This is a genomic window from Leucobacter sp. Ag1, assembly GCF_000980875.1.
Taxonomy (GTDB): Bacteria; Actinomycetota; Actinomycetes; order Actinomycetales; family Microbacteriaceae; genus Leucobacter; species Leucobacter iarius.
Window position 1 is genome coordinate 11,546 of record NZ_LAYO01000072.1, and the last position, 21,988, is coordinate 33,533.

Annotated in this window: 18 protein-coding genes; 17 read left to right on the forward strand and 1 reads right to left on the reverse strand. The window is 70.2% G+C overall.

What is annotated here, in order from left to right; translation table 11 throughout:
- Positions 1-41 precede the first annotated feature (41 nt).
- From XM48_RS03385 to XM48_RS03425, 9 genes are all read left to right on the forward strand, one after another.
- Positions 42-1,406, forward strand: coding sequence for a pitrilysin family protein (locus tag XM48_RS03385; protein ID WP_046454383.1), 1,365 nt, complete (start codon positions 42-44; stop codon positions 1,404-1,406).
- Entirely contained in the window at positions 1,403-2,932 is a 1,530-nt protein-coding gene (locus XM48_RS03390) for an NAD(P)/FAD-dependent oxidoreductase (RefSeq protein ID WP_046454384.1), read from the forward strand. The genes XM48_RS03385 and XM48_RS03390 overlap by 4 nt, the downstream gene beginning before the upstream one ends.
- Before the next feature lie 9 nt (positions 2,933-2,941).
- On the forward strand, positions 2,942-3,727 hold the full coding sequence (gene dapB / locus XM48_RS03395; RefSeq protein ID WP_046454385.1) for a 4-hydroxy-tetrahydrodipicolinate reductase: 786 nt from the start codon (positions 2,942-2,944) through the stop codon (positions 3,725-3,727).
- A 35-nt stretch (positions 3,728-3,762) separates the two neighbouring features.
- A complete protein-coding gene (locus tag XM48_RS03400) occupies positions 3,763-4,173 on the forward strand; it encodes a hypothetical protein (protein WP_369699848.1) in 411 nt (136 codons plus the stop codon).
- Between the two features lie 197 nt (positions 4,174-4,370).
- Positions 4,371-5,960, forward strand: a complete 1,590-nt coding sequence (locus XM48_RS03405; RefSeq protein WP_046454386.1) for an APC family permease — start codon at positions 4,371-4,373, stop codon at positions 5,958-5,960.
- 100 nt (positions 5,961-6,060) lie between these two features.
- Complete coding sequence (locus tag XM48_RS03410; RefSeq protein WP_046454387.1) at positions 6,061-7,374, forward strand: hypothetical protein; 1,314 nt, start codon at positions 6,061-6,063, stop codon at positions 7,372-7,374.
- Between the two features lie 32 nt (positions 7,375-7,406).
- On the forward strand, positions 7,407-8,414 hold the full coding sequence (locus XM48_RS03415) for a pseudouridine synthase (RefSeq protein WP_046454388.1): 1,008 nt from the start codon (positions 7,407-7,409) through the stop codon (positions 8,412-8,414).
- A 195-nt stretch (positions 8,415-8,609) separates the two neighbouring features.
- The gene (locus tag XM48_RS03420) at positions 8,610-9,449 is read left to right on the forward strand and encodes a thymidylate synthase (protein WP_046454389.1); all 840 of its coding nucleotides are present in this window, start codon (positions 8,610-8,612) and stop codon (positions 9,447-9,449) included.
- Between the two features lie 63 nt (positions 9,450-9,512).
- Positions 9,513-10,115 carry a dihydrofolate reductase gene (locus tag XM48_RS03425; RefSeq protein WP_046454400.1) on the forward strand — a complete coding sequence of 201 codons (603 nt, stop codon included), beginning with the start codon at positions 9,513-9,515 and terminating at the stop codon, positions 10,113-10,115.
- Positions 10,116-10,712: 597 nt separating this feature from the next.
- Here XM48_RS03425 and XM48_RS03430 read toward each other — a convergent pair.
- On the reverse strand, positions 10,713-11,600 hold the full coding sequence (locus tag XM48_RS03430) for a hypothetical protein (RefSeq protein ID WP_052961266.1): 888 nt from the start codon (positions 11,598-11,600) through the stop codon (positions 10,713-10,715).
- Positions 11,601-11,951: 351 nt separating this feature from the next.
- Here XM48_RS03430 and dapA point away from each other — a divergent pair, with 351 nt between their 5' ends.
- The 8 genes from dapA to XM48_RS03470 all read left to right on the forward strand — a co-directional run.
- A complete protein-coding gene (dapA, locus tag XM48_RS03435; RefSeq protein ID WP_046454390.1) occupies positions 11,952-12,929 on the forward strand; it encodes a 4-hydroxy-tetrahydrodipicolinate synthase in 978 nt (325 codons plus the stop codon).
- Between the two features lie 42 nt (positions 12,930-12,971).
- The gene (locus XM48_RS03440; protein WP_046454391.1) at positions 12,972-14,651 is read left to right on the forward strand and encodes a ribonuclease J; all 1,680 of its coding nucleotides are present in this window, start codon (positions 12,972-12,974) and stop codon (positions 14,649-14,651) included.
- A 3-nt stretch (positions 14,652-14,654) separates the two neighbouring features.
- Positions 14,655-15,776, forward strand: a complete 1,122-nt coding sequence (locus XM48_RS03445; RefSeq protein WP_046454392.1) for a peptidoglycan bridge formation glycyltransferase FemA/FemB family protein — start codon at positions 14,655-14,657, stop codon at positions 15,774-15,776.
- Complete coding sequence (gene murJ, locus XM48_RS03450) at positions 15,776-17,392, forward strand: murein biosynthesis integral membrane protein MurJ (protein WP_046454393.1); 1,617 nt, start codon at positions 15,776-15,778, stop codon at positions 17,390-17,392. The genes XM48_RS03445 and murJ overlap by 1 nt, the downstream gene beginning before the upstream one ends.
- A complete protein-coding gene (locus XM48_RS03455) occupies positions 17,389-18,438 on the forward strand; it encodes a peptidoglycan bridge formation glycyltransferase FemA/FemB family protein (RefSeq protein ID WP_046454394.1) in 1,050 nt (349 codons plus the stop codon). Before murJ ends, XM48_RS03455 begins: the two co-directional genes overlap by 4 nt.
- A gap of 8 nt (positions 18,439-18,446) precedes the next feature.
- The gene (locus tag XM48_RS03460) at positions 18,447-19,940 is read left to right on the forward strand and encodes a DUF3375 domain-containing protein (protein WP_046454395.1); all 1,494 of its coding nucleotides are present in this window, start codon (positions 18,447-18,449) and stop codon (positions 19,938-19,940) included.
- The gene (locus XM48_RS03465; protein WP_046454396.1) at positions 19,933-20,664 is read left to right on the forward strand and encodes a DUF4194 domain-containing protein; all 732 of its coding nucleotides are present in this window, start codon (positions 19,933-19,935) and stop codon (positions 20,662-20,664) included. Before XM48_RS03460 ends, XM48_RS03465 begins: the two co-directional genes overlap by 8 nt.
- A partial coding sequence (locus tag XM48_RS03470) for an ATP-binding protein (protein ID WP_046454397.1) occupies positions 20,661-21,988 on the forward strand: 1,328 nt, incomplete at its 3' end. The genes XM48_RS03465 and XM48_RS03470, both read left to right, overlap by 4 nt.

A 21,988-nucleotide genomic window follows, 5' to 3' on the forward strand; every position in this document is an offset into this window, starting at 1 on the left:
GAGACTCGGCGCGGGCACGACCGACGCAATAGGCTGGGGCAATGCCAGAACCCCTCTATCTGCCACTCGACCTGCCCGAGCTCGAGGCCGACCTCGGTGGCGGTCTCGTGCGCCGCACCGTCCACCCGAGCGGCCTGCGCATCCTCACCGAGCGCATGCCCGGCGCGCGCAGCGCGACCATCGGTTTCTGGGTGGGCGTCGGCTCGCGCGACGAGCAGGCGGAGCACGACGACGCCCCGGGCAGCCTCGGTTCGACCCACTTCCTCGAGCACCTGCTGTTCAAGGGCACCCCGCAGCGCGACGCCTACCAGATCGCCACGAGCTTCGACCGCATCGGTGCCGAGCACAACGCGCTGACGGCGAAGGAATACACCTGCTACTACGCCAAGGTGCGCGACGTCGACCTCGACGACTCGGTCGCGGTGCTCGCCGACATGGTCACCAGCTCCGTGCTCGACGCCGACGAATTCGAGAACGAGCGCGAGGTCATCCTCGAAGAACTCGGCATGGCTGCTGACGACCTGGCCGACGTGGCCAACGAGCGCTTCTTCGAGCAGGTCATGGGCGCCCACGCGCTCGGCCGACCCATCGGCGGTCTGCCCGAGACCATCCGTGCCGCACGGCGCGACGACGTCGACCGTCACTACCGCAACACCTACCGGCCTTCGACCCTCGTGGTCACGGTCGCCGGGGCGGTCGACCACGACCGCCTGGTCGAGCAGGTCGTCGCCGCGCTCGCCGCCTCTCCCGAATCCCGCTGGGATCCGTCGGTCCAGGCTGTGCCCGCCGCGCGACGCGACAGCGACGAGGTCGCGCTGCCCGGGCCGGGGGAGGTGCACACCACCGTGAGCGAACGCCCGAGCGAGCAGGTCAACCTGATGATCGGCACCCGAGGCCTGCGGGCGTCCGACCCGCGCCGCTTCGCCTTCGGCATCATGAACTCGGTGCTCGGTGGCGGCATGTCGAGCCGCCTGTTCCAAGAGATCCGCGAGAAGCGCGGCATGGCCTACTCCACATACTCCTTCGGTGCGAGCTACTCCGATGCCGGTCTCTTCGGCATGTACGTGGGCTCCGCGCCGCAGAAGGCCCGCGAGGTCGTTCGCCTCGCGCAGGCCGAGCTGCAGCGCGTGGCCGAGCACGGCATCACCGCAGACGAGCACGAACGCTCGCTGGGGCAGATCGCCGGGTCCTCGGCGCTGGCCCTCGAAGACTCCGACACCCGCATGGGGCGCCTCGCGCGCGCCGAGCTGGGCTCCGGCGAACTCTTCGGTCTCGACGCCTCGCTGGAACGCTTCACGGCGGTCACCAGCGACGAGATCCGCGAGGTCGCGGCGCTCATCGCCGAACGGCCGATGTCGGTCGTCGCGGTCGGCGAGGTCTCGCGATCGGGGCTCGAGAGCTCATGACCGAGCGCGGGTTGAGCAGCGCCGCGGGGCAGCCGGAGGGAGCCGCGGTCATCGGATCGGGCCCGAACGGTCTCGCCGCCGCGGTCACGCTCGCCCGCGCGGGCGTGCCGGTCACCGTGTTCGAGACGCGCGGCACCCCCGGCGGCGGTACGCGCACCGAAGACCGCGTCATGCCCGGGGTCCTGCACGACACCTGCTCTGCCGTGCACCCCATGGCGCTCGCCTCCGACTTCTTCCAGCGCTTCGAACTCACGCAGCGCATGGAATTCGCGGTGCCCGAGGCCTCCTACGGCCATCCGCTCGATCCTGCGGACGGCCGCGGCGGCATCGCCTACCGCTCGCTCGACCGCACCGCCGAAGAACTCGGCCGCGACGGCGCCGCGTTCCGGCGCCTCCTCCGACCGCTCGTGCGCAACATCGACGCCGTGCAGTCCTTCGCCATGGGCGGCGCCCTCCTCTCGATGCCGCAGCCGTTCGTGCCCGCGATTCCCGGCATGATCGCGCTCGGCCTCCGCGTCGCCGAACAGGGCACCCCGGCCTGGAACCTCAGATTCTCGGAGGCCGCCGCTCCCGCGCTGCTCACCGGGGTGCTGGCGCACGGCATCGGCCGCTTGCCCTCGTTCGCCACCGGGGGAGTCGGCATGGTGCTCGCCGCGCACGGCCACGCGCGCGGCTGGCCGGTCCCCATCGGCGGATCCCGGTCCATCGCGGACGCGCTCATCGCCGACCTCGAGGCCCACGGCGGCCGCGTGGTGACCGGGCAGCGCATCGGGTCCCTCCGCGAACTCCGCGAGCACGGATCCTACGGAACCGTGCTCGCCGACACCTCGGCGCGCGGGCTCGCCCGCATCGCAGGCGACGCGCTCCCAGCCGGGTACCGGCGCACCCTCGAACGCCAGAAGTTCGGGCCGGGCGCCTGCAAGGTCGACTTCGTGCTCGACGGCCCCGTGCCCTGGGCCGACGCGCGCATGTCGGAAACCCCCACCGTGCACCTCGGCGGCACCCGCGCCGAGATCGCCGCCGCCGAACGCGACGTACTGCGCGGCAGGCACCCCGAATCCCCGTTCGTGCTCCTGGTCCAGCCCGACAGCTTCGACCCGACGCGCAACCCCGCCGACCGGCACGCGATCTGGAGCTACACGCACGTTCCGAACGGCTCCACCCTCGACGTCTCCGAACGCGTCATCGCCCAGATCGAGCGCTTCGCCCCCGGCTTCCGCGACCGCATCATCGCGAGCGAAGTCATCACGGCCGACGACTACTCCCGCTACAACGAGAACTCCGTCGGCGGCGACTTCAGCGCCGGGGCTGTCACCATGCGCCAGCTGCTCTCGCGACCCACCGCCGACCTCGCCCCCTGGCGGACCCCGACCCCCGGCCTCTACCTCACCTCCGGCGCAGTCGCCCCCGGGCCCGGCGTGCACGGCCTCGGCGGCTACTACGCCGCACGCGACGCGCTGCACCGCGTCTACGGCCTGGCCGAGCCCGACCTCGGCGTGCGCAGCAGCCGCGAGTCCGGCCGGTAGCCTGGAACCATGAGCACCTCCGTCGCCGTCTCCGGGGCCACCGGCCGCCTGGGCGCCCTCGTCTGCGAGATCGTCGAGTCCGATCCCGACTTCACGCTGACCGCCCGCCTCACGAGCGCCAGCGCACCCGACGACGGCGCCGACGCGACCATCCTCGTCGACGTCAGCCACCCCGAAGCCTCACCCGCCATCGTCGAACGCGCCCTCCGCCGCGGCCAGCGCGTCATCGTCGGCACGAGCGGCTGGTCGGCAGAGCGGCTCGCCGAACTGCAGCGCCTCGTCGACGAGCTCCCCGGGGCCGCCGCGCTCGTCGTCCCCAACTTCTCGCTCGGCTCCGTGCTGGGCACCGCGCTCGCCCGCATCGCGGCACCCTTCTTCGACTCCGTCGAGATCATCGAAGCGCACCACCCCGGCAAGGTCGACTCGCCCTCGGGCACCGCGGTGCGCACGGCCGAACTCATCGCCGACGCCCGGTCGGGCAAGCCGATCGACGCGCCGTTCGCCGAGCAGACCGCCCGCGGCGAACTCATCGCGGGGATCCCGGTGCACAGCCTCCGCCTCGCCGGAGTCGTCGCCAAGCAGGAGGTCCGGTTCGGCGGCGCGGGCGAGGTGCTCACGATCACCCACGACACGCACTCCAATGCTGCCTACGGCCCCGGAATCCGCGCCGCCCTCCGCGCGGCCGGCGAACTCGACGGGCTCGTCGTCGGCCTCGACCGCGTCCTCGGCATCGGCTCCTCCGGCTCCGACGCCGCCGGCGCCGCCGAGGCCAACGCCACCGAGGGCGCGGCGTGAGCGCGCGGATCCGATCCATCATCGGGGTCGTGGTCATGAGCGTGCTGCTCGTGCTCTACTTCGGGTTCGCCGGAGTCCGCGCGTTCGCGCTCCTGGCCACCGGAACCCCGCTCGCCGTCGCCATGGGCGTCGCCCTGCTCGTGCTGCCGCTCATCGGCGTCTGGGCGCTCGTGCGCGAACTCATGTTCGGCGCGCGCGCCACCCGGCTCGTCGACCGGCTCGCAGCCGAAGGGCGCCTGCCAGAGGAGGATGTCGACGTCTCGCCCAGCGGCCGCCCCGACCGCGACCAGGCCGACGCCGCGTTCCCCAAGTACCAGGCCGAGGTCGAAGCCGACCCCGAATCCTGGCAGAACTGGATGCGCCTCGGACTCGTCTACGACGCCTGCGGCGACCGACGCCGCGCACGCGCCGCGATTCGGTCCGCGATCGCCAAGTCACGCGGCTGACGCAGAAACATTCGGTAACGTCGCATTTCAGCGGACGTTCAACGAATATCCTTCGCGCGATTAGGGAAACGTTCGGCGAACGACCTAAACTCGTTCGGGATCGCACCGACCGAGGGCCTCACCGACGCGCCCTTGCTCACGCCAGCCGGTGCAAGTACGACCGGGCGCGGCGAAGCGCCCAGAGGGACGATTTCGGCATGCCACGAAAAGCTCAGCTCGCTGAACCGCCTACCCGAGCACTCGACTCGGTGACCGGCATCAGCCGCAAGGGACTGCCCAGCGGAACGGTGGGAGTGCTCGGCGCACTCGTCATCGGCCTCTCGACGTGCGCCCCGGCGTACACCCTGACCTCCGCCGTCGGCCCCGCCGCGAGCGAGGTCGGCTACCAGACCCCGGCGATCTTCCTCATGGGCTTCATCCCCATGCTGCTCGTCGCCATCGGCTACCGCGCGCTCAACTCGGCGATGCCCGACTCCGGCACCTCCTTCACCTGGGCCACCCGCGCCTTCGGTCCCTGGATCGGCTGGATGGCGGGCTGGGGGCTCATCGCCGCCACCGTGCTCGTCCTCTCGAACCTCGCCGGCGTCGCCGTCGAATTCCTCTTCCAATCGATCAGCATCCTCGTCGGCGACCCCTCGATCGCCGACATCGCGCAGAACAAGCTGATCAACATCGCCGTCTGCCTCGGATTCATGGCGCTCGCCACGTTCATCTCCTACCGCGGCATGACCTCGACCAAGATCTTCCAGTACCTCACCGTCATCTTCCAGATGGCCGTCATGGTCTGGTTCGTCGTCGCCATGTTCATCGGCGCGGCCGACCCGGCGAACACCGAGGGCAAGATGCCCGAGCTCTCCTGGTTCAACCCCTTCGAGGTGTCGAGCTTCAGCGCCTTCGCCGCCGGCATCGCCGTCTCGATCTTCGTCTACTGGGGCTGGGACACCGTGCTGACCATGGGCGAGGAGACCAAGCCCTCCAAGGGCCGCATGTCGACCGAGAGCAAGGCCGCGATGATCCTCGTCGGCATCCTCGTCGTCATGTACGTCGGCACCGCAGCCGCGACCGTCGCCTTCGCCGGCGTCGGCGACGGCCCGACCGGCCTCGGCAACTCCGCGATCGCCGAGAACGTGTTCGCCGCGCTCGCGCACCCCGTCATGGGCCCCGCCGCGCTGCTGCTCTCGCTCGCGATCCTCGTCTCCGCGATGGCGTCCATCAACTCCACCGCCATCTCGCCCGCGCGCACCCTGCTCGCGATGTCGCACTACGGCGCGCTGCCCAAGTCGATCAAGAAGATCCACCCGAAGTACAAGTCGCCGTACGTCGCGCTCATGCTGTCGTCGCTCGTCGCCTCCGGGTTCTACGCGATCATGCGCTTCATCAGCAACGACGTGCTGTGGGACACCATCACCGCACTCGGCATCATGGTCTGCTTCTACTACGGCATCACGGCGCTCGCGAGCCCCTGGTACTTCCGCAAGACCGCCTTCCGCGAGGGCGTCGGATCGGTCATCTCGAAGATCGTGCTGCCCGCCATCGGCGGCATCCTGCTGCTGATCGTGTTCGTGCAGACCACGATCGACAGCATGGATCCGTCGGCGGGGTCCGGCAACAACATCGGCGGCGTCGGCCTCGTCGGCATCATCGGCGTCACCGTCCTCGGCATCGGCGTCGTGCTCATGTTCCTCCAGTCGCGCGTCTCCAAGCCCTTCTTCAAGGGACAGGTGCTGCGCCGCGTCGACGCGAGCGAAGCGACCGGCACGGTCGAGGTGTTCGACGACGGGCTCTGATCCCGAACCCGCGGCACGACCCGCGTCGCCTCGTGGCGACATCCACCGAAGCGCAGCGGTCCGCCGCTGCGCTTCGGTGTTTCCGTGGAACAATCGAGCGATGGGCCAGGAGAGCAAGAAGACCGCGTCGGCGAAACCCGCGCCGGCCGGTCGCCGCAAGCAGCTCCTGCGCAACTGGGGTGCCGTCGCTCTGGCCGCGATCGTCCTCGGCGCCATCTTCGGCGGACCGGCGATCACGAAGTATCTGAAAGCGCCGCCCATCTCCGACGACTTCGGCATCGAGGACGCCATCGCCGCGATGCGCCTCGACGCCGACGGCACCTCCTACCTGGTGCTCGTGAACCCGCAGGGCAGGACGCGCTCGGTGCAGCTCGAGGAACGCGGCTTCGAACGGTCCCGCATCGCCTGGTCGGACGCCGGCCTCAGCACCGGCGGGCCGACCGACGAATACCTGCTCGGGGCGAAGAGCCTCACCCGACTGCCGCTGCCCGGCGACCTGGACCGCTCGACCGAGTGGGGGCGATTCGCCACCCGTGACGGCTTCGCGGTGCAGATGAGCACCCAGGAAGGGCAGCGGTTGGCCTTCGTGAACGCGAAGACGAAGCAGCTGACCTCGGTCAAGCCGGAGTACGCGCACCCCGAGCTCGCGAACTGCGACGGCGAACTCGTCGCGGTCGGCGAAGACGGACATCCGCGCACGATCGACGCCGGATCGCGCGACATCAGCGGACTCGGCACGTTCACGGGCGTCCAGGCGATGACCTGCGACGGCGACCGGATCATCGGGATCGGCGAGATCCCGGATCGGGCCGACTCCACGCAGACCGTGCGGATCTGGGATCGGGCCTCCGGTGCGCAGCGCACGCTCGACGTGCGTTATCCGGAAGCGCTGAGCAGGTCCGGGCCGAGCATGCCGTTCGTGAACGACGGGCGGCTGTACTGGGCCGCGGATCGACGGCTCTGGTCGATCCCCGTCGGCGACGCGGCGCTCGGTGGGGCCGGGGCCGGTGGATCCGGTGCCTCTGGTGGGGCCGGTGGGTCCGGTGCATCCGGTGGGTCCGGTGCCGCAGGATCCGGTGCCGCAGGCGGCGGATCGGCACCGACGATCGCCGAGGCCATCGACTCGGCGACGCTCACCGACTTCCTCGACGACTTCGAACCCGTGGTCGGCACCGATCAGGGCGTGCTCGACCGGGTCGGCGATCGCGTCTACGGGGTCGCGGCGCAAGAGAAGTACATCGACGACCGCAGGGGGCCGGGATTCGACCGGCTCGATCGGCTCGCGATCTTCAGCGTCGACGCGCGCACGGGGGAGCGCCGCATCGTGCTCGACGTCGACACCCTCGACTTCCCGCGCCGGAACCTGCATGTCCACGCGATCGCGGTGAACCCGAAGTGGGCGGCAGCGCGGTGAATCGCGCCGCCACCGCGGGCTAGACTCCTCGGATGCCCCCGCGTTCCCCGCTGCCGCAGCGCCTCGGACTCGATTCCGCCTGGATGCGGTCGCCCGACCGCGATCCGGCGAACCCGCGCCCCTGGCCGACCATGCGCGACTGGCTGCATCACCGGCTCTCCGAGCACATCGACGTCGACGCGTTCATCGCCGACGAGCGCTTCGTGCTCGACTCGGGAGAGCCGCTGCGCGCCGATGAGGAGTACCGCTCGCACACCTTCGTCTGGTTCTACCGCGACCTGCCGGAGGAGACTCCGGTGCCCGGCGCCGTGCACGTCGTGCACCGCGACGACCGGATCGTCGTGGTCGACAAGCCGCCCTTCCTCTCGTCGATCCCGCGCGGCAAGCACATCACCGAGAGTGTCGTGGTGCGCATGCGGCACGAGCTCGGACTGCCGGAGCTGACGCCGATGCACCGACTCGATCGGGTCACCTCCGGGCTCCTGATCCTCGCCACCGAGCGTCGTTGGCGCGGCGCCTACCAGAGCATGTTCATGCGGGGCGAGGTGTCGAAGACCTACCGGGCGGTCGCGCGGATTCGCGACGACCTCGCCCTGCCCGCCACCGTGCGCAACCACCTGCGCAAACGGCACGGCACCTGGCAGGGGGAGGAAGTGCCCGGTCTCGAACCGAACTCCGAATCGCTCGTGGAGCTGGAACGCGAGCTGCCGGTGGTGGGCGATCCGCAGCGCGGCGAGGTCGCGAGTCTTGATGGGGTCGCGAGCCTTGATGGGGTCGCGAGCCGCGGCGAGCACCGTGGTGTGTACCGGCTCACTCCGCGCACCGGCAAGACCCATCAGCTGCGCCTGCACATGCTGGGTCTCGGGATCCCGATCGAGGGCGATCCGCTCTATCCGGCGGTGCAGGAGATCGCGGTCGACGATTTCAGCACGCCCCTGCAGCTGCTCGCGAGCGAGCTCCGATTCCCGGACCCGATCGACGGTGGTGAGCGCCGCTTCGCGAGCGTGCGGGAGTTCCCGCTGCGTCCGTCCGCTGGGTGAGTCTGCGGGGCGGCATCATGCGCGAGCCTGCCCCCCCTGGTCATCCTGCGCGAGCTTGCCCGCTCGTCATCATGCGCGAGCTTGCCCCTTCGTCATCCTGCGCGAGCTGGCCCCTTCGTCATCCTGCGCGAGCTTGCGAGTCGCAGGATCCTCCTCCGCCACGCTCCGAGCGAACGCGGCCTCGGCCGCGGCCCGATGTCGGACCTCGCCGGTAGACTTCTCGACGTGAGCACGAACGAGATCCCGACCCCCTACGAGGACCTGCTGCGCGAGGTGTTCGAGCACGGAACGCCCAAGGGCGACCGCACCGGAACCGGCACGCGCAGCCTGTTCGGCCGCCAGATCCGCTTCGATCTGGCCGAGTCGTTCCCGCTGCTGACCACCAAGCGGGTGCACTTCAAGTCGGTCGCGATCGAGCTGCTCTGGTTCCTGCGCGGCGAGGGCAACACCAAGTTCCTCACCGACAACGGTGTGACCATCTGGGACGAGTGGGCTGACGCGAGCGGCGACCTGGGCCCCGTCTACGGCGTGCAGTGGCGTTCGTGGCCGACGCCGTCGGGCGAGCACATCGACCAGATCTCGCAGGTGATCGAGCAGATCCGTTCGAACCCCGACTCCCGCCGTCTCATCGTCTCCGCCTGGAACGTGGCCGAGCTCGACCAGATGGCGCTCGCGCCGTGCCATGCCTTCTTCCAGTTCTACGTGGCCGACGGCAAGCTCTCGTGCCAGCTCTACCAGCGTTCGGCCGACATGTTCCTCGGAGTGCCGTTCAACATCGCCTCTTACGCGCTGCTCACGCTCATGGTCGCGCAGCAGACGGGCCTCGAGCCGGGCGAGTTCGTCTGGACGGGCGGCGATTGCCACGTCTACGACAATCACGTCGAGCAGGTCGAGAAGCAGCTCGCGCGCGAGCCGTTCCCGTACCCGAAGATCAGCATCCGCAAGCGGGATTCCATCTTCGACTACGAGCTCGACGACTTCGAGGTCCTCGACTACCAGCACCACCCGGGCATCAAGGCCCCGGTCGCGGTCTAGGCCGTTCGGGTGAGCGAGCGCGACGGCTCCGAGCGGCGGGTCACGGAACTCCGCAGACTCGGCATGATCTGGGCCGAGGCGCGGGGCGGCGCGATCGGGCGCGACGGCGACATGCCGTGGCACCTGCCCGAGGACCTGGCGCATTTCAAGCGGACGACGCTCGGTGATCCGGTGATCATGGGCCGCCGCACGTGGGAGTCGCTGCCCGAACGCTTCCGCCCGTTGCCCGGTCGCGCGAACATCGTGGTGACCCGGGATCCGGGGTTCGTCGCCGAGGGTGCTCGCGTCGCGGCGTCGGTCGAGTCCGCTCTCGACCTGGCGGGCGGTGCCGCTCGCGTTGAGGAGAGCACAGAGGCCCAGGGCCCCGGGGTTTCCGGGGGCGCCGTTGAGGCCCTGGCCGATGCGGGAGCCGGTACGGAGTTCGTGGGTGCTCCTGGCGCCGACGGCGTTTCGTCGCGCGCGTGGATCATGGGCGGCGGGCAGCTGTACCGCGCGGCGATGCCGCTCGCGACGGAACTGGTCGTGACCCGCATCGAGCTCGACGTGCCCGACGCCGACACTTTCGCGCCCGAGATCGGGCCCGAGTGGCGCCTTGTCGACCCTGGCGTTCCCGCGACTTCGAAGACGGGCCTCGGCTACCGCTTCGAACGCTACCTGCGGGTCTGACCCCTCTGATCTGACTCACCTGATCCGCGGGTTCGTGAGTCGCGCGGCTTCAACATCGCCCTGAGGCGTGCCGGGTGTTCCCGCCTTCCCGCCTTTGCGCGTCTGCACATTCGCGCCCTCGCCGAGATGACCCTTTCGCGGGTTTTGGGCGCTCATAGCCCGCGAGAGGGTCATCTCGACGGGCTGAGGGCGGGGCGAGAGAGTGAACCTCGAGCTCAGAGCCTCGAGCTCTGAACATCAAACCCTGAGCCCGGCCCTTGCCCCGGCCCTTGCCCTCCAAGTCGAGTCCGGACCCCTGAACCTCGAGCCTCAAAGCCCGCACCCAGACCCCCGCACCCAGCTCCAGACCCCGACCCCGACCCGCACCTCGAGCCTCGAACCCCTCACCCGACCCCTCACCCGACCCCTTGCCCCCGCGTTCGCGCCCTCGCCGAGATGACCCTTTCGCGGGTTATGGGCGCTCATAACCCGCGAAAGGGTCATCTCGACGGGTCATCTCGGTGGGGTGAGGACGGGCCAAGAGCATGACCCCCGAGCCAGACCCCGACCCCGAGCCAGACCCCGACCCCGAGCCAGACACACGCCCCGCCCCACCGCTCAGCGCTCGGCGAGGAGGCGGGCCAGTTCGGCCATGATGGGGCGCGGCTCCCGGTCGAGGAACCGGCAGAGCCGCGCCCGGGTCTCGGTGATTCTGCTCCGAAGAAGATCCTCGCGGTGCAGGCGCAGCAGCCGGTACCCCTCCTCGCGGGCGGCCTCGATCCGCGCCAGGTCCTTCAAGTACTGGGCCCGGTCGGTGCGGTGCTGCTCGCCGTCGTATTCGATGATGCGTCTTCTCGCGCGGTCGACCAGGTCGAAGCGGCCGATGAATGTGCCGTCGGCCCGCCGCAGTTCGACCTGGAGATCGAGGTCGTCGAGCCCCAGCGCGACGAGTTCGAGTCGGACTTCGGTCTCCATGCGCGATTCCGCGCCGATCCGGGTGAGGCTCAACGCGGCGCGAAGCTTGCGGACCCCGCGGCCCGAAGCACGAGCGACTTCGGCGTGCAGCGCCTCGAGCGGCACGAGCGGCGTGACTCGGTGCCGCGGGCCGCGGGGGAGCACGAGGTGATCCATCGCCACGACGAGCTCGCGAAGGGGGAGCAGCGCCGCGCTCTGGGCGAGCGCCGCGACCGGACGTACGCAGGGAAGCCCCGCGGGTGATAGGACGACCTCGAAGTCCGAACCGACGCCGTGCCCGACGACCGTGCGGCCCCGCGCGGCTCGGAGCGGGAGGGGCGCCGCGAGGTGCACGACCTCGGGTGACCGGATCGGCGCACCGAAGGCGAGGAGGGCCGTCGTGTGGCTGAAGGCCTCCCCGCGACGGAGCTTCGGGACGTAGGCGCGCGCGAGATCGAGCACGCGCTGCTCGGGGAACCTCGGCTCCTGCTGCTCCGACCACAACCGGTGCACGCCGCGGTGCGGTGATTCGAACCGGCGGTGCGCGAGCATGTTCCGAGTGATTCCCGCACGCGCGGCCTCCGCGGTGCGGGCGGTGGAGCCGGGCGCCGAGTCGGGCCACGGCCCGGGCAGTGGTGTCGGAGTCCGGGGCATGGAGCCAGATTGCCGCGGACGAGGATCCGATCCGTCGTTGTCCACAGCGAGAGCGCGCCAACGCGTGGGGACCGACGCCGAGATGCCCCTTCCGCGGGTTTTGGGCGCCCATCACCCGCGAAAGGGTCATCTCGGCGCATGCCAGAGGCGCGCCCCGCCCGCACTCGCGCGCGAACCCGAAACCGAAGAAGCCGCCGAACAAACGGTGCCGCAGCCAACTCTCCGCCGCGGGTCCGGTAGCCTAGGCGTGTGACACAGCGCGAGAATCCCTTCGGCCAGGTACTGGTCGCTCTGGTGACCCCGTTCCAGGCCGACGGCGAAGTCGACTGGGCGGCCACCGAGGCCCACATCGACCACTGCATCTCCAGCGGGGCCGACGGCATCGTCGTGACCGGCACCACCGGCGAGACGAGCACCCTCACCGACCCCGAGAAGATCAAGCTCGTCGAGGTCGCGAAGTCGGTCTCGGGCGGGCGCGCGAAGATCATCACTGGCGGCGGCTCCAACGAGACCGCGCACGCCATCGAGCTCTACAAGGCCAGCGAGAAGGCCGGCGCAGACGGCGTCATGATCGTCACGCCGTACTACAACAAGCCCACCCAGGCGGGCCTGCTGACCCACTTCCGCATGGTCGCGGACTCCACCGACCTGCCGGTCATCCTGTACGACATCCCCGGCCGCACCGGCGTGCCGATCAAGTACGAGACGATCCTGCGGCTCGCGAAGCACCCCAACGTGCTCGCGGTGAAGGACGCCAAGGGCGACTTCAGCGAGGTCAGCCGGGTGCTGAACCAGACCGACCTCATGTACTTCTCGGGCGACGACGCGAACGTGCTTCCGCACCTCTCGATCGGGGCCACCGGCCTCATCGGGGTCACCGCCAACATCACCGCCGCGCCCTACCGCACCATCATCGACGCGGTGAACGCGGGCGACCTGCACACGGCGCGCGAGCAGCACCAGCGGCTCGAGCCCCTCGTGCGCGCCATCATGACCCACGTGCCCGGCACCGTCGCGGCCAAGTACGTGCTGCACGGCCTCGGCCGCATCTCGAGCCCGCGCGTGCGCCTGCCGCTCGTCGGTCCCGAGGAGTGGGAGGCCGCCATGATCGAGGACGAGCTCGCGCTCGTGCACGACGTCGCCGGCGTCGATTTCCAGAACTTCCGGCCGGACCGCAACGCGGCTGCCGGCGGCGCCCTGCCGAAGATCGCAGGGACCACCCGCTAACCGAACGGCCCCGAAGGATCGGGGCCCTGACCAGGAGGCTGTGTGCCCGTCACCACCCCGTATGCTCCGCCGAAGCTCAAGAACGGCACCCTTCGCATCACCCCGCTGGGCGGCCTCGGCGAGGTCGGCCGCAACATGACGGTCTACGAGATCAACGGCAAGCTGCTGATCGTGGACTGCGGCGTGCTCTTCCCCGAGGAGCACCAGCCGGGCGTCGACCTGATCCTGCCCGACATCTCGCAGATCGAGAACCGCCTGAACGACATCGTCGCGGTCGTGCTCACGCACGGTCACGAGGATCACATCGGCGGTGTGCCCTACCTGCTGAAGCGTCGTCCGAACATCCCGCTGGTCGGGTCGAAGCTCACGCTCGCGTTCATCTCGGCGAAGCTCAAGGAGCACCGGATCACGCCCGAGCTGCGTCAGGTCGCCGAGGGCGACCGCGTGAAGTTCGGTCCGTTCGACCTCGAGTTCATCGCGGTGAACCACTCGATCCCCGACGCGCTCGCGGTCGCGATCCGCACCGAGGCCGGCCTGGTCATCGGCACGGGCGACTTCAAGATGGATCAGCTGCCGCTCGACGGCCGCATCACCGATCTGCGCGCCTTCGCCCGCCTGGGCGAGGAGGGCGTCGACCTGTTCATGACGGACTCGACCAACGCCGAGGTCCCGGGCTTCACCCCGCTCGAGAAGGACATCGGTCCCGTGCTCGAGCGCGTCATCGAGAAGGCCCGCGGCAAGGTCGTGGTGGCGAGCTTCTCGAGCCACGTGCACCGCGTGCAGCAGGTGCTCGACGCCGCGCAGAAGGCCGGCCGCCGCGTCGTGCTGCTCGGCCGTTCGATGGTCCGCAACATGAAGATCGCGTCGGATCTCGGCTACCTCGAGGTGCCCGAGGGCGTGCTCGTCGATCTCAAGAAGAGCGGCGACATCCCCGACCACCGCATCGTCTACATGTCGACCGGTTCGCAGGGCGAGCCCATGGCGGTCCTGAGCCGCATGGCGAACCAGGAGCACCAGGTCGAGATCGGCCAGGGCGACACCGTGATCCTGGCGTCGAGCCTGATCCCGGGCAACGAGAACTCGGTCTACCGGGTGATCAACGGCCTCATGAAGCTCGGCGCGAACGTCGTGCACAAGGGCAACGCCAAGGTGCACGTCTCGGGCCACGCCGCCGCCGGCGAGCTCATGTACTGCTACAACATCGTCCGCCCGAAGAACGTCATGCCGATCCACGGCGAGTACCGCCACCTCGTGGCGAACGCCGGCGTCGCGATCGAGACGGGCGTGCCGCAGAACCGCACCATCATCGGCGAGAACGGCACCGTGGTCGACCTGGTCGACGGCGTCGCGCGCGTCGTCGGGCAGCTCGAGATCGACTTCATCTACGTCGACGGCAAGAGCGTCGGCCGGGTCACCGACGACGATCTGCGCGATCGTCGCACGCTGGCGGAGGAGGGCTTCATCTCGGTGATCACGGTCGTCGAGACGAGCCTCGGCCAGATCGTGTCGGGTCCCGAGATCCACGCCAAGGGCGTGGCCGAGGACGACAAGGTGTTCGACGCCATCAAGCCGAAGATCGCCGACGCTCTCGAAGAGGCGATGAAGGGTGGGACGACCGATCAGCACGCGCTGCAGCAGGTCGTCCGCCGCACCATCGGCCGCTGGGTCGGTACGAAGCTGCGCCGCAAGTCGATGATCGTCCCCGTCGTGGTGGTGGTCTGACCGGTGTCGGTCGAAGCCCGGCCCGTCGCCGCCGTGCGGTTCGCGACGGACGATGAGCGCGCCCGCTGGGACGCGCTCATCGCGGCGAACCCCGGCGGCGGCGAGGTCTGGCAGGGCGACGCCTACCTCGAGCAGAAGCGCGAGGCCGGACGCTACCGCGTGCACCGGCTGATCGTCGAGCTCGGCGACGAGGATCGCACCGCGGTCGCCGTCGGCGTGCTCGCGAAGCGAGCGCCGCTGCTCGGCGAGTGGTGGCACGTGCCGGCCGGTCCCGCCGCGCTCGACGCCGCGGGGCAGGATCCCGAGGCGTTCGCGCGCGCGACCCGCGCCGTGGCCGACTTCGCGCGCGCCAACGGGGCGTTCCTGCTGAAGATCGAGCCGCGCGTGCTGGCGAGCGCCGAGGCGGATCGAGTCGTTCGCGCGCTCGGCGCAGTACCGACGGCGCGCATCATCCCGAACCCCTCGACGGTGATCGTCGACGTCCGGGGGAGCGGCGCCGAGCCGCGCACCGAGGACGAGCTCTTCGCGAGCCTCGGCAAGAAGGCCCGCTACGCGATCAAGAAGGCCGCGCGCGACGGGATCACCGTCGAGCGGGTGCCCGCGAGCGACGCGAACTGCGCCGCGTTCTTCCGCCTGCTCGAAGAGACGGCCGAGGGGCGTTTCGTGCTGCGCAGCGCCGACTACTACCGCACGTTCTGGCAGCGCTTCGAGCGAGCAGGCGACGGTCAGCTGTTCTTCGCCTACCGCGACGGCGCGCTCGTCGCGGGTGCGTTCGCCATGGGCCTCGGTTCCAAGACGACCTACAAGGACGGCGCCTCGGTGCGCGCGAAGACCGCCTACGGCGCCTCGCATGCTCTGCAGTGGGAGGTCCTGCGCTGGGCGCTCGAGCGCGGTGCCGTCACCCACGACCTGTGCGGGGCACCTCCCTCGGGCCAGGCCTCCGACACCGCGCACCCGCTGCACGGCGTCGGCCAGTTCAAGACGAGCTTCGCGCCGCAGATCGTCGACTACGCGGGCGCGTGGGATCTGCCGCTGAGCGCGAGCAAGTTCTCCGTCTGGGCGAAGATCGGCGACCGCATCGCGCGCCGCCTCTCGCTCACCGTGCAGAAGGACCCGTACTACTGATGGCCGGCTCTCTGGCGCGCGCGAGCGCGGTGATGGCCTCGGGGACCATGGTCTCCCGGGTGCTCGGTTTCGTGAAGGTGAGCCTCCTCGCCTTCGCGATCGGCGGGTCGGTGACTCGATCCGGCGACGCGTTCGCGATCGGCAACCTGCTGCCCAACACCATGTACATGATCCTGCTCGGCGGCATGCTCAACGCGGTGCTCGTACCGCAGATCGTGAAGGCCGCGAAGGATCCCGACGGCGGTGCCGGATACATCAACCGCGTACTCACGCTCGTCGTCAGTGCGCTCGCGGTCGGCACGGCGCTCCTGCTGCTGATCGCGCCCTGGATCGTCTGGCTCCTCACTGCTGAGTGGGGAGACTCGCAGCGCGCCCTCGCGACTGCCTTCGCCTACTGGTGCCTGCCGCAGATCATCTTCTATGGGCTCTACACGGTGCTCGGTGAAGTGCTGAACGCTCGCAGCGTGTTCGGTCCCTTCACTTGGGCGCCCGTCGCCAATAACGTCATCGCCATAGCGGGCATCATCGTCTACATCGCGATGTATGGCGCCGACCCCAAGGGCGGGCAGGATCCCGGCGCGTGGACGTCAGCCGGCATCGCAGTGCTGGCAGGCAGTGCGACACTCGGCGTCGTCGTGCAGTCGCTCATCCTGTTCATCTCCTGGCGCCGGGCAGGAATCCGTTTCCGCCCCGATTTCCGCTGGAAGGGAATGGGGCTCGGACAGACCGGCCGCATCGCCGGGTGGAGCCTCGCGGCGATCATCGTCATGCAGCTCGGCGGCTTCATCACGCAGGCCGTGATTAACACCTCTTCCGGGCACGGACCCTCGGCCACTGCAATGCAGAACGCCTGGCTGCTGTTCATGACCCCGCACTCCGTGATCGCGGTATCCCTCGGAACCGCATACTTCACCCGTCTCGCCGGATGGGGGCAGACCGGGCGGATGCCGGAGTTCGTGGCGGATTTCTCCGCCTCAGCGCGCCAGATATCTCTTGTCATGGTGCTCGCCTCGGTCGCGATCTTTACAGCAGCACCGTTCCTCGCCAGGATCCTCAATCCGGGAACAGGAGCGGCTCAGGTCGGCGGGTTCACGATCGTGCTCCAGTGCTACATCGTCGGTCTGGCCGCGTACAGTTTCCTGTTCGTGGTCCAGCGCTCGTTCTATGCGCTGTCGGATACCAAGACGCCGTTCATCTTCACCACGATTCAGATCACTCTGCTCGTGCTGCTGTCGCTCGGCCTGCTCGTGCTGCCGAAGGAGATGCTCGGGGCGGCATATGCGTTGGTGTTCGCATTCACCACGGTCGTCGAAGCGCTCATTGCCGTCTGGCTACTGCGACGTCGGATCGGAACTATCGACGGTTCGCGCATCCTCGCGAGTCTGCTGCTCTACGGCATCGCCTCGGTTCCGGCGCTCGTGATCGGTCTCGTGCTTTACTTCCTGTCGATCCTGGTCTTGCCAGATCCCGGCATGCTCCTGTCAATCCTGTTCGCAGGGGTGATGGCGATCGTCGTCTCGGCCGTCTACCTGGTGACGCTCAAGCTGATCCGTTCGCCCGATCTCGCCGAACTCACCGCATTCGTCTCCCGCAAGCTCGGAAGGAACCGTTCGTGACCCTCACCGTCACCCCCTGCACCGATCCGGAGCTCTGGGATCGGACCGTCATCGACCTCGGCGGGCATCCGCTCCAGCTCTGGGGCTGGGGCGAGCTGAAGTCCGCGCACCGCTGGTCGGCGGAGCGCGTCCTCGTGACCCGCGACGGCGAGACTGTCGGGGCCTGCCAGCTCCTCACCCGCAAGCTGCCCTGGCCGCTGGGCGGCTTCGTGTACGCCCCGCGCGGTCCGGTGCTCGCGCGCGGCCCGAAGGCCGCCGAGATCGAGGGCGCGACTCCCGGCTCGGCCGGCGCACCGGCGCAGGATCCGGCACCGGGCGCGGTCGCCGACGCCGTCGCGGACTACGTGCGTCGCACGCGCCGCGCGGTGGCGGTCTCGATCGAGCCCGACGAGGACGACGGCCGGTTCCCGCTGTCCGACGCCTGGCGCCGCGCCGAGACGACGGTGCTTCCCGCACGCACGCTGATCCTCGACCTCACGCGCAGCGAGGACGAGCTCATGGGCGACATGTCGAAGAAGCACCGCCAGTACGTGCGCAAGTCCGAGCGCGAGGAGTCGCTCGAGATCCGCCGCGTCGAGACCGCCGAGCAGCTCGAGGAGTGCCTCGAGGTCTACCGTGCGACCAGCGCGCGCGCCGACTTCGGCCTGCACGAGGACTCCTACTACCACGACGCCCGCACCATGCTCGGCGAGCACGCGCCGATCTGGGCCAGCTACGTCGACGGCAAGCCCGTCGCGTTCCTGTTCCTCGCGGTCAGCGGGCGCACCTCGTTCGAGCTCTACGGCGGCATGGACGAGACCGGTCAGCGGCTGCGCGCCAACTACGCGCTCAAATGGAACGCGATCCGCGAGATGAAGGCCCGGGGCGTCGAGCGCTACGACTTCGGCGGCCTCATCAACGACGGCGTGACCACGTTCAAGACCGGGTTCTCCTCGCACGAGAACCTGCTCGCGGGCACCTGGGACCGCCCGATGTTCGGCTACGGCATCTGGACCCGCGGCCTGCCGCTCGCGAAGTCGGTCGTGCGCAAGCTCCGGCGACGCTGATCGCGGGGATGGGACACAGCAGGGCGGAGGCCGCGTACCAGCGAGCGATCGGGGCGTTCAAGAACCCGACGCTCGATCTGCTGCACGGTCGGTACGCGCCGTTCGTGATCGCCGCGCTCTCGCTCGTCTTCACGGCGGATCGTCCGACGGTCGCCGTCTCGGACGCGCACGTCGAGGTCGGCGAGATCGTCGACGAGCTGCGCGCCGCCGATCACGACGGACGGGAACGCGGCCTGCCCGCGGGCTCGGGCCGTGAGATCTGCCGGTACTGGGTGCGGGTGGGCTGGCTCGTGCCGCAGATCGTGGACGACGCAGAGGTGTACCGGCTGTCGGCGCAGGCCGTCGGCGCGCTCGAGATCGCCGGTCGCGCGGGCGGCGGGCGTTCACGGGTCTCGCGCTCGCGCGTGCGCACCCTGCTCGAGACGATCGAGCAGCTCGCGCAGGATGCCGAGCCGGATCCCGAGGAGCGGCGCGCCCGGCTCCTCGCCGATCGCGCGGCGATCGACGCCGAGCTCGCGCGCCTCGACGAGCACGGGGCGCCCGAGCCCGCGGACGACGAGCTGCTGCTCGAGGAGGCGGAGAACGTGCTCCACCTCGCTCGCGAGCTGCCGGCCGACTTCTCCCGCGTAGCCGAGTCGATCAACGCGATGCAGCGCGACGTCGTCGCGGATCTGCGACGCGACGTACGGCCCGCCGGAGAGGTGCTGCGCGAGTACCTGCAGCGCGGCCAGCACGTCATGCAGGCCACCCCGGAGGGGCGCGCGTTCGCGGGAGCGCTGCGGCTCATCGGCGATCCCGAGCACATCGATCGCCTGACGGATCAGCTGCGCAATCTGCTCGCACAACCGTTCTCGCGGCTCATGGACGCCGAGCAGCGCGGCGATCTCGACGCGATCGCGAAGCGCGTCGAGCAGGGGGTGCAGGAGGTGCTCACCGCGCAGCGCCGCGCGTCCCACGTGATCACCGCGCAGGTGCGCACCCACGACCCCGCGCGCGACCGCGAGGTCGACGAGCTGCTGCGCAGCGTGATGTCGGGGCTGCAGAACTGGACCCGGGACGCGAAGGCGGGCGACCGCGTCGAACCCCTGCGCGGGTTCCCCGTCGCGGGCGTCGGCCATCTGCGGCAGACGCTCAGCGACATCCGCCCGCCCGCGGCCCCGGCGCCGCTGAGCGAGGCCGAGGGCGAGGCCGAGTTCGAGGAGGCCGACACCCGAGCCTGGGGCGGTCCCCGATACACCGAGCTCGAGGCCTACGTGGCCGGGCTCGGCGAGCGCTTCGACCTGGCCGACGCGTTCGCGGGCGCTCCCGATGCCGAGCGCCGACCGGTCGACCTGCTCGGCCTGCTCGAGATCGCGCACCGCACCGGCATGAGCGAGGGCGACGAGGTCTCCGTCGTCGAAGCGCTCCGACCCGACGGGACGAGCCGCAGGTTCGCCTTCGGTTCCGTCACCGCCGGTATCCGCACAGAATCCGCCGTACCCGAAGAAGGCGCAGATGACTGAAACCGTCGAACCGTTCGTCGCCCCCGTCCCGATGGAGGCCGACCCGGGGGAGTACTTCCCGGGCGACCGCGGCGTGCTCGATCCCGAGGTGCGCCGCGTGCTCGTGCGCCTGCTCCAGCGTCGCTTCCTGCTCGCCGCGCGCAACCGCGACGACTGGAAGGTGCTGCTCGAGAACCAGTCGGTGATCGAGTCGCGCCTGCACGACCTGTTCGTCGACCTCGTGGTCGACTCGGGCCGCGGCGTCGCCTACAAGCAGCAGATCCGCTCCGACGAGCTCGACGTGCCGATCCTGCTCCGCGACGAGGCCTACACGCGCGCCGAGACGCTCGTGCTCGTCTACCTCCGCACCGTCTACCAGCGCGAGTCGACCGCCGGCGAGGCGTCGGCCCGCGTCGACATCGAAGAGGTCGAGCAGACCGTGCTGAGCTACTTCGCCGAGGTCGACGGGGATCAGGCCCGACGCCAGAAGGCCGTGCGCGCGGCGCTCGCCCGGCTCCGGCAGGAGGGCATCGTCGAGGAGGAGTCCGAGGGGCGGTACCGCATCAGCCCGCTCGTCGAGATCGTGCTCGGCGCCGAGCAGCTCCGCGAGCTCAGCGTCTGGCTGCGCGAACGGGGGGAGCGGCCCGCGACCCGCGAGCCCGACGCGGGGACCGGCTCAGCCCCGGACCCCGATCCGGATCCCGAACCGACCGACGGCATCGACCGAGAGGAGCACGCGCTGTGACCATGCTCGACACCCTCTTCGGACTGATCCCCGCCGCCTCGCGCGGCCAGCAGTGGATCGCCGACGAGCTCCAGCTCGTGAACTGGGGCGGATACGACGGGGCGCACCGCGTCCGCTTCTCGCCGACGGCGACGCTGCTGTGCGGCGGATCCGGATCCGGCAAGTCCACGCTCATGGACGCCTACATCGCGCTCATGATGCCGCACACCACACCGTTCAACGGCGCGTCCAACGGCGGCGTCGCGGGGCGGCCGCGCGGCGATGAGCAGCGCAACATCCTCTCGTACGGTCGTGGCAAGATCGACGAGTCGCGCACGGAGGAGGGCACCAAGGTGCGCGTGCTCCGCGGAGACGGCACCGACACCTGGACCGCCATCGCCGCGACCTGGCTCGATCACGACGGATCGCGGTTCACCGCCGTGCGGGCCTGGTACATCCCCGCGACGGCGCGGACGCTCGACGACACGGTGCGCGTGCGCGCGACCGTCGACGGCCCGTTCGACCTGAGCGCGCTCGAATCGGCGGCGGGGCAGCGGCTCTCGGACGCATCGGTCCGCGCGGCCGGGCTCGAGACCGTCGCGACCGACCGCGAGTTCTCGGCACGGCTCCACTCGGTGCTCGGCATCGGGGCCGCCGGAGCCGGATCGAAGGCGATGAGCCTGCTCGCCCGGATCCAGGCCGGGCAGCAGATCACCACCGTCGACGAGCTCTACAAGCGGATGGTGCTCGAGGAGCCCGAGACGCTGACCATCGCGGATGCGGTGGTCAGCCACTTCGACGAGCTCGAGAGCACACGCGGTCGCATGGTGACCGCGCAGAAGCAGGTGCGCGCGCTCCGCCCGATCCGTGACATGCGCACCCGCATCGAGGAGTCGGCGGAGCGACTGCGTCTGATCGACGCGGTCGGCCGATTCTCGGACCCCGCCTCACTGGCCTCGCTCTGGCGCGCCGGGCGCCGCCTCGAACTGCTGCGCGCGGTCGAGGGGGAGCTGCAGGCGCAGAAACGCGACGCCGACGACGCGGTTCGCGTGCAGCAGACGCTGGCCGACGCGGCGGAGTCGGAGCGCGACGGCCTGCTCGAGGTGCTGCGTAACGCGGGCGGCGATCGGCTCGAGACCGCCGAACGCGAGCTCCGGGGGATCGAGCAGCGATTGACCGCGGTCCGTCAGGAGCGCGAGCGCTTCGACGGGATCCTCGCGGTGCTCGGCGCCGAGGCCGGCACCGCGACGGAGTTCGCCGCGCTCGCCGAGACCGCGCGCGGCGCGCTCGGCGACCCGAATGCCAAGGCCGCGGCACGCGAGGCCTACGCGGACGCGCGCGGCGG

What these genes read in the sequence shown, in the direction of transcription:
- XM48_RS03385 (WP_046454383.1), top strand. Translation starts at nt 42, where the DNA reads ATGCCAGAACCCCTCTATCTGCCACTCGACCTGCCCGAGCTCGAGGCC.
- XM48_RS03390 (WP_046454384.1), top strand. Translation starts at nt 1,403, where the DNA reads ATGACCGAGCGCGGGTTGAGCAGCGCCGCGGGGCAGCCGGAGGGAGCC.
- dapB (WP_046454385.1), top strand. Translation starts at nt 2,942, where the DNA reads ATGAGCACCTCCGTCGCCGTCTCCGGGGCCACCGGCCGCCTGGGCGCC.
- XM48_RS03400 (WP_369699848.1), top strand. Translation starts at nt 3,763, where the DNA reads ATGAGCGTGCTGCTCGTGCTCTACTTCGGGTTCGCCGGAGTCCGCGCG.
- XM48_RS03405 (WP_046454386.1), top strand. Translation starts at nt 4,371, where the DNA reads ATGCCACGAAAAGCTCAGCTCGCTGAACCGCCTACCCGAGCACTCGAC.
- XM48_RS03410 (WP_046454387.1), top strand. Translation starts at nt 6,061, where the DNA reads ATGGGCCAGGAGAGCAAGAAGACCGCGTCGGCGAAACCCGCGCCGGCC.
- XM48_RS03415 (WP_046454388.1), top strand. Translation starts at nt 7,407, where the DNA reads ATGCCCCCGCGTTCCCCGCTGCCGCAGCGCCTCGGACTCGATTCCGCC.
- XM48_RS03420 (WP_046454389.1), top strand. Translation starts at nt 8,610, where the DNA reads ATGTCGGACCTCGCCGGTAGACTTCTCGACGTGAGCACGAACGAGATC.
- XM48_RS03425 (WP_046454400.1), top strand. Translation starts at nt 9,513, where the DNA reads ATGATCTGGGCCGAGGCGCGGGGCGGCGCGATCGGGCGCGACGGCGAC.
- XM48_RS03430 (WP_052961266.1), bottom strand. Translation starts at nt 11,600, where the DNA reads ATGCTCGCGCACCGCCGGTTCGAATCACCGCACCGCGGCGTGCACCGG.
- murJ (WP_046454393.1), top strand. Translation starts at nt 15,776, where the DNA reads ATGGCCGGCTCTCTGGCGCGCGCGAGCGCGGTGATGGCCTCGGGGACC.
- XM48_RS03460 (WP_046454395.1), top strand. Translation starts at nt 18,447, where the DNA reads ATGGGACACAGCAGGGCGGAGGCCGCGTACCAGCGAGCGATCGGGGCG.
- XM48_RS03465 (WP_046454396.1), top strand. Translation starts at nt 19,933, where the DNA reads ATGACTGAAACCGTCGAACCGTTCGTCGCCCCCGTCCCGATGGAGGCC.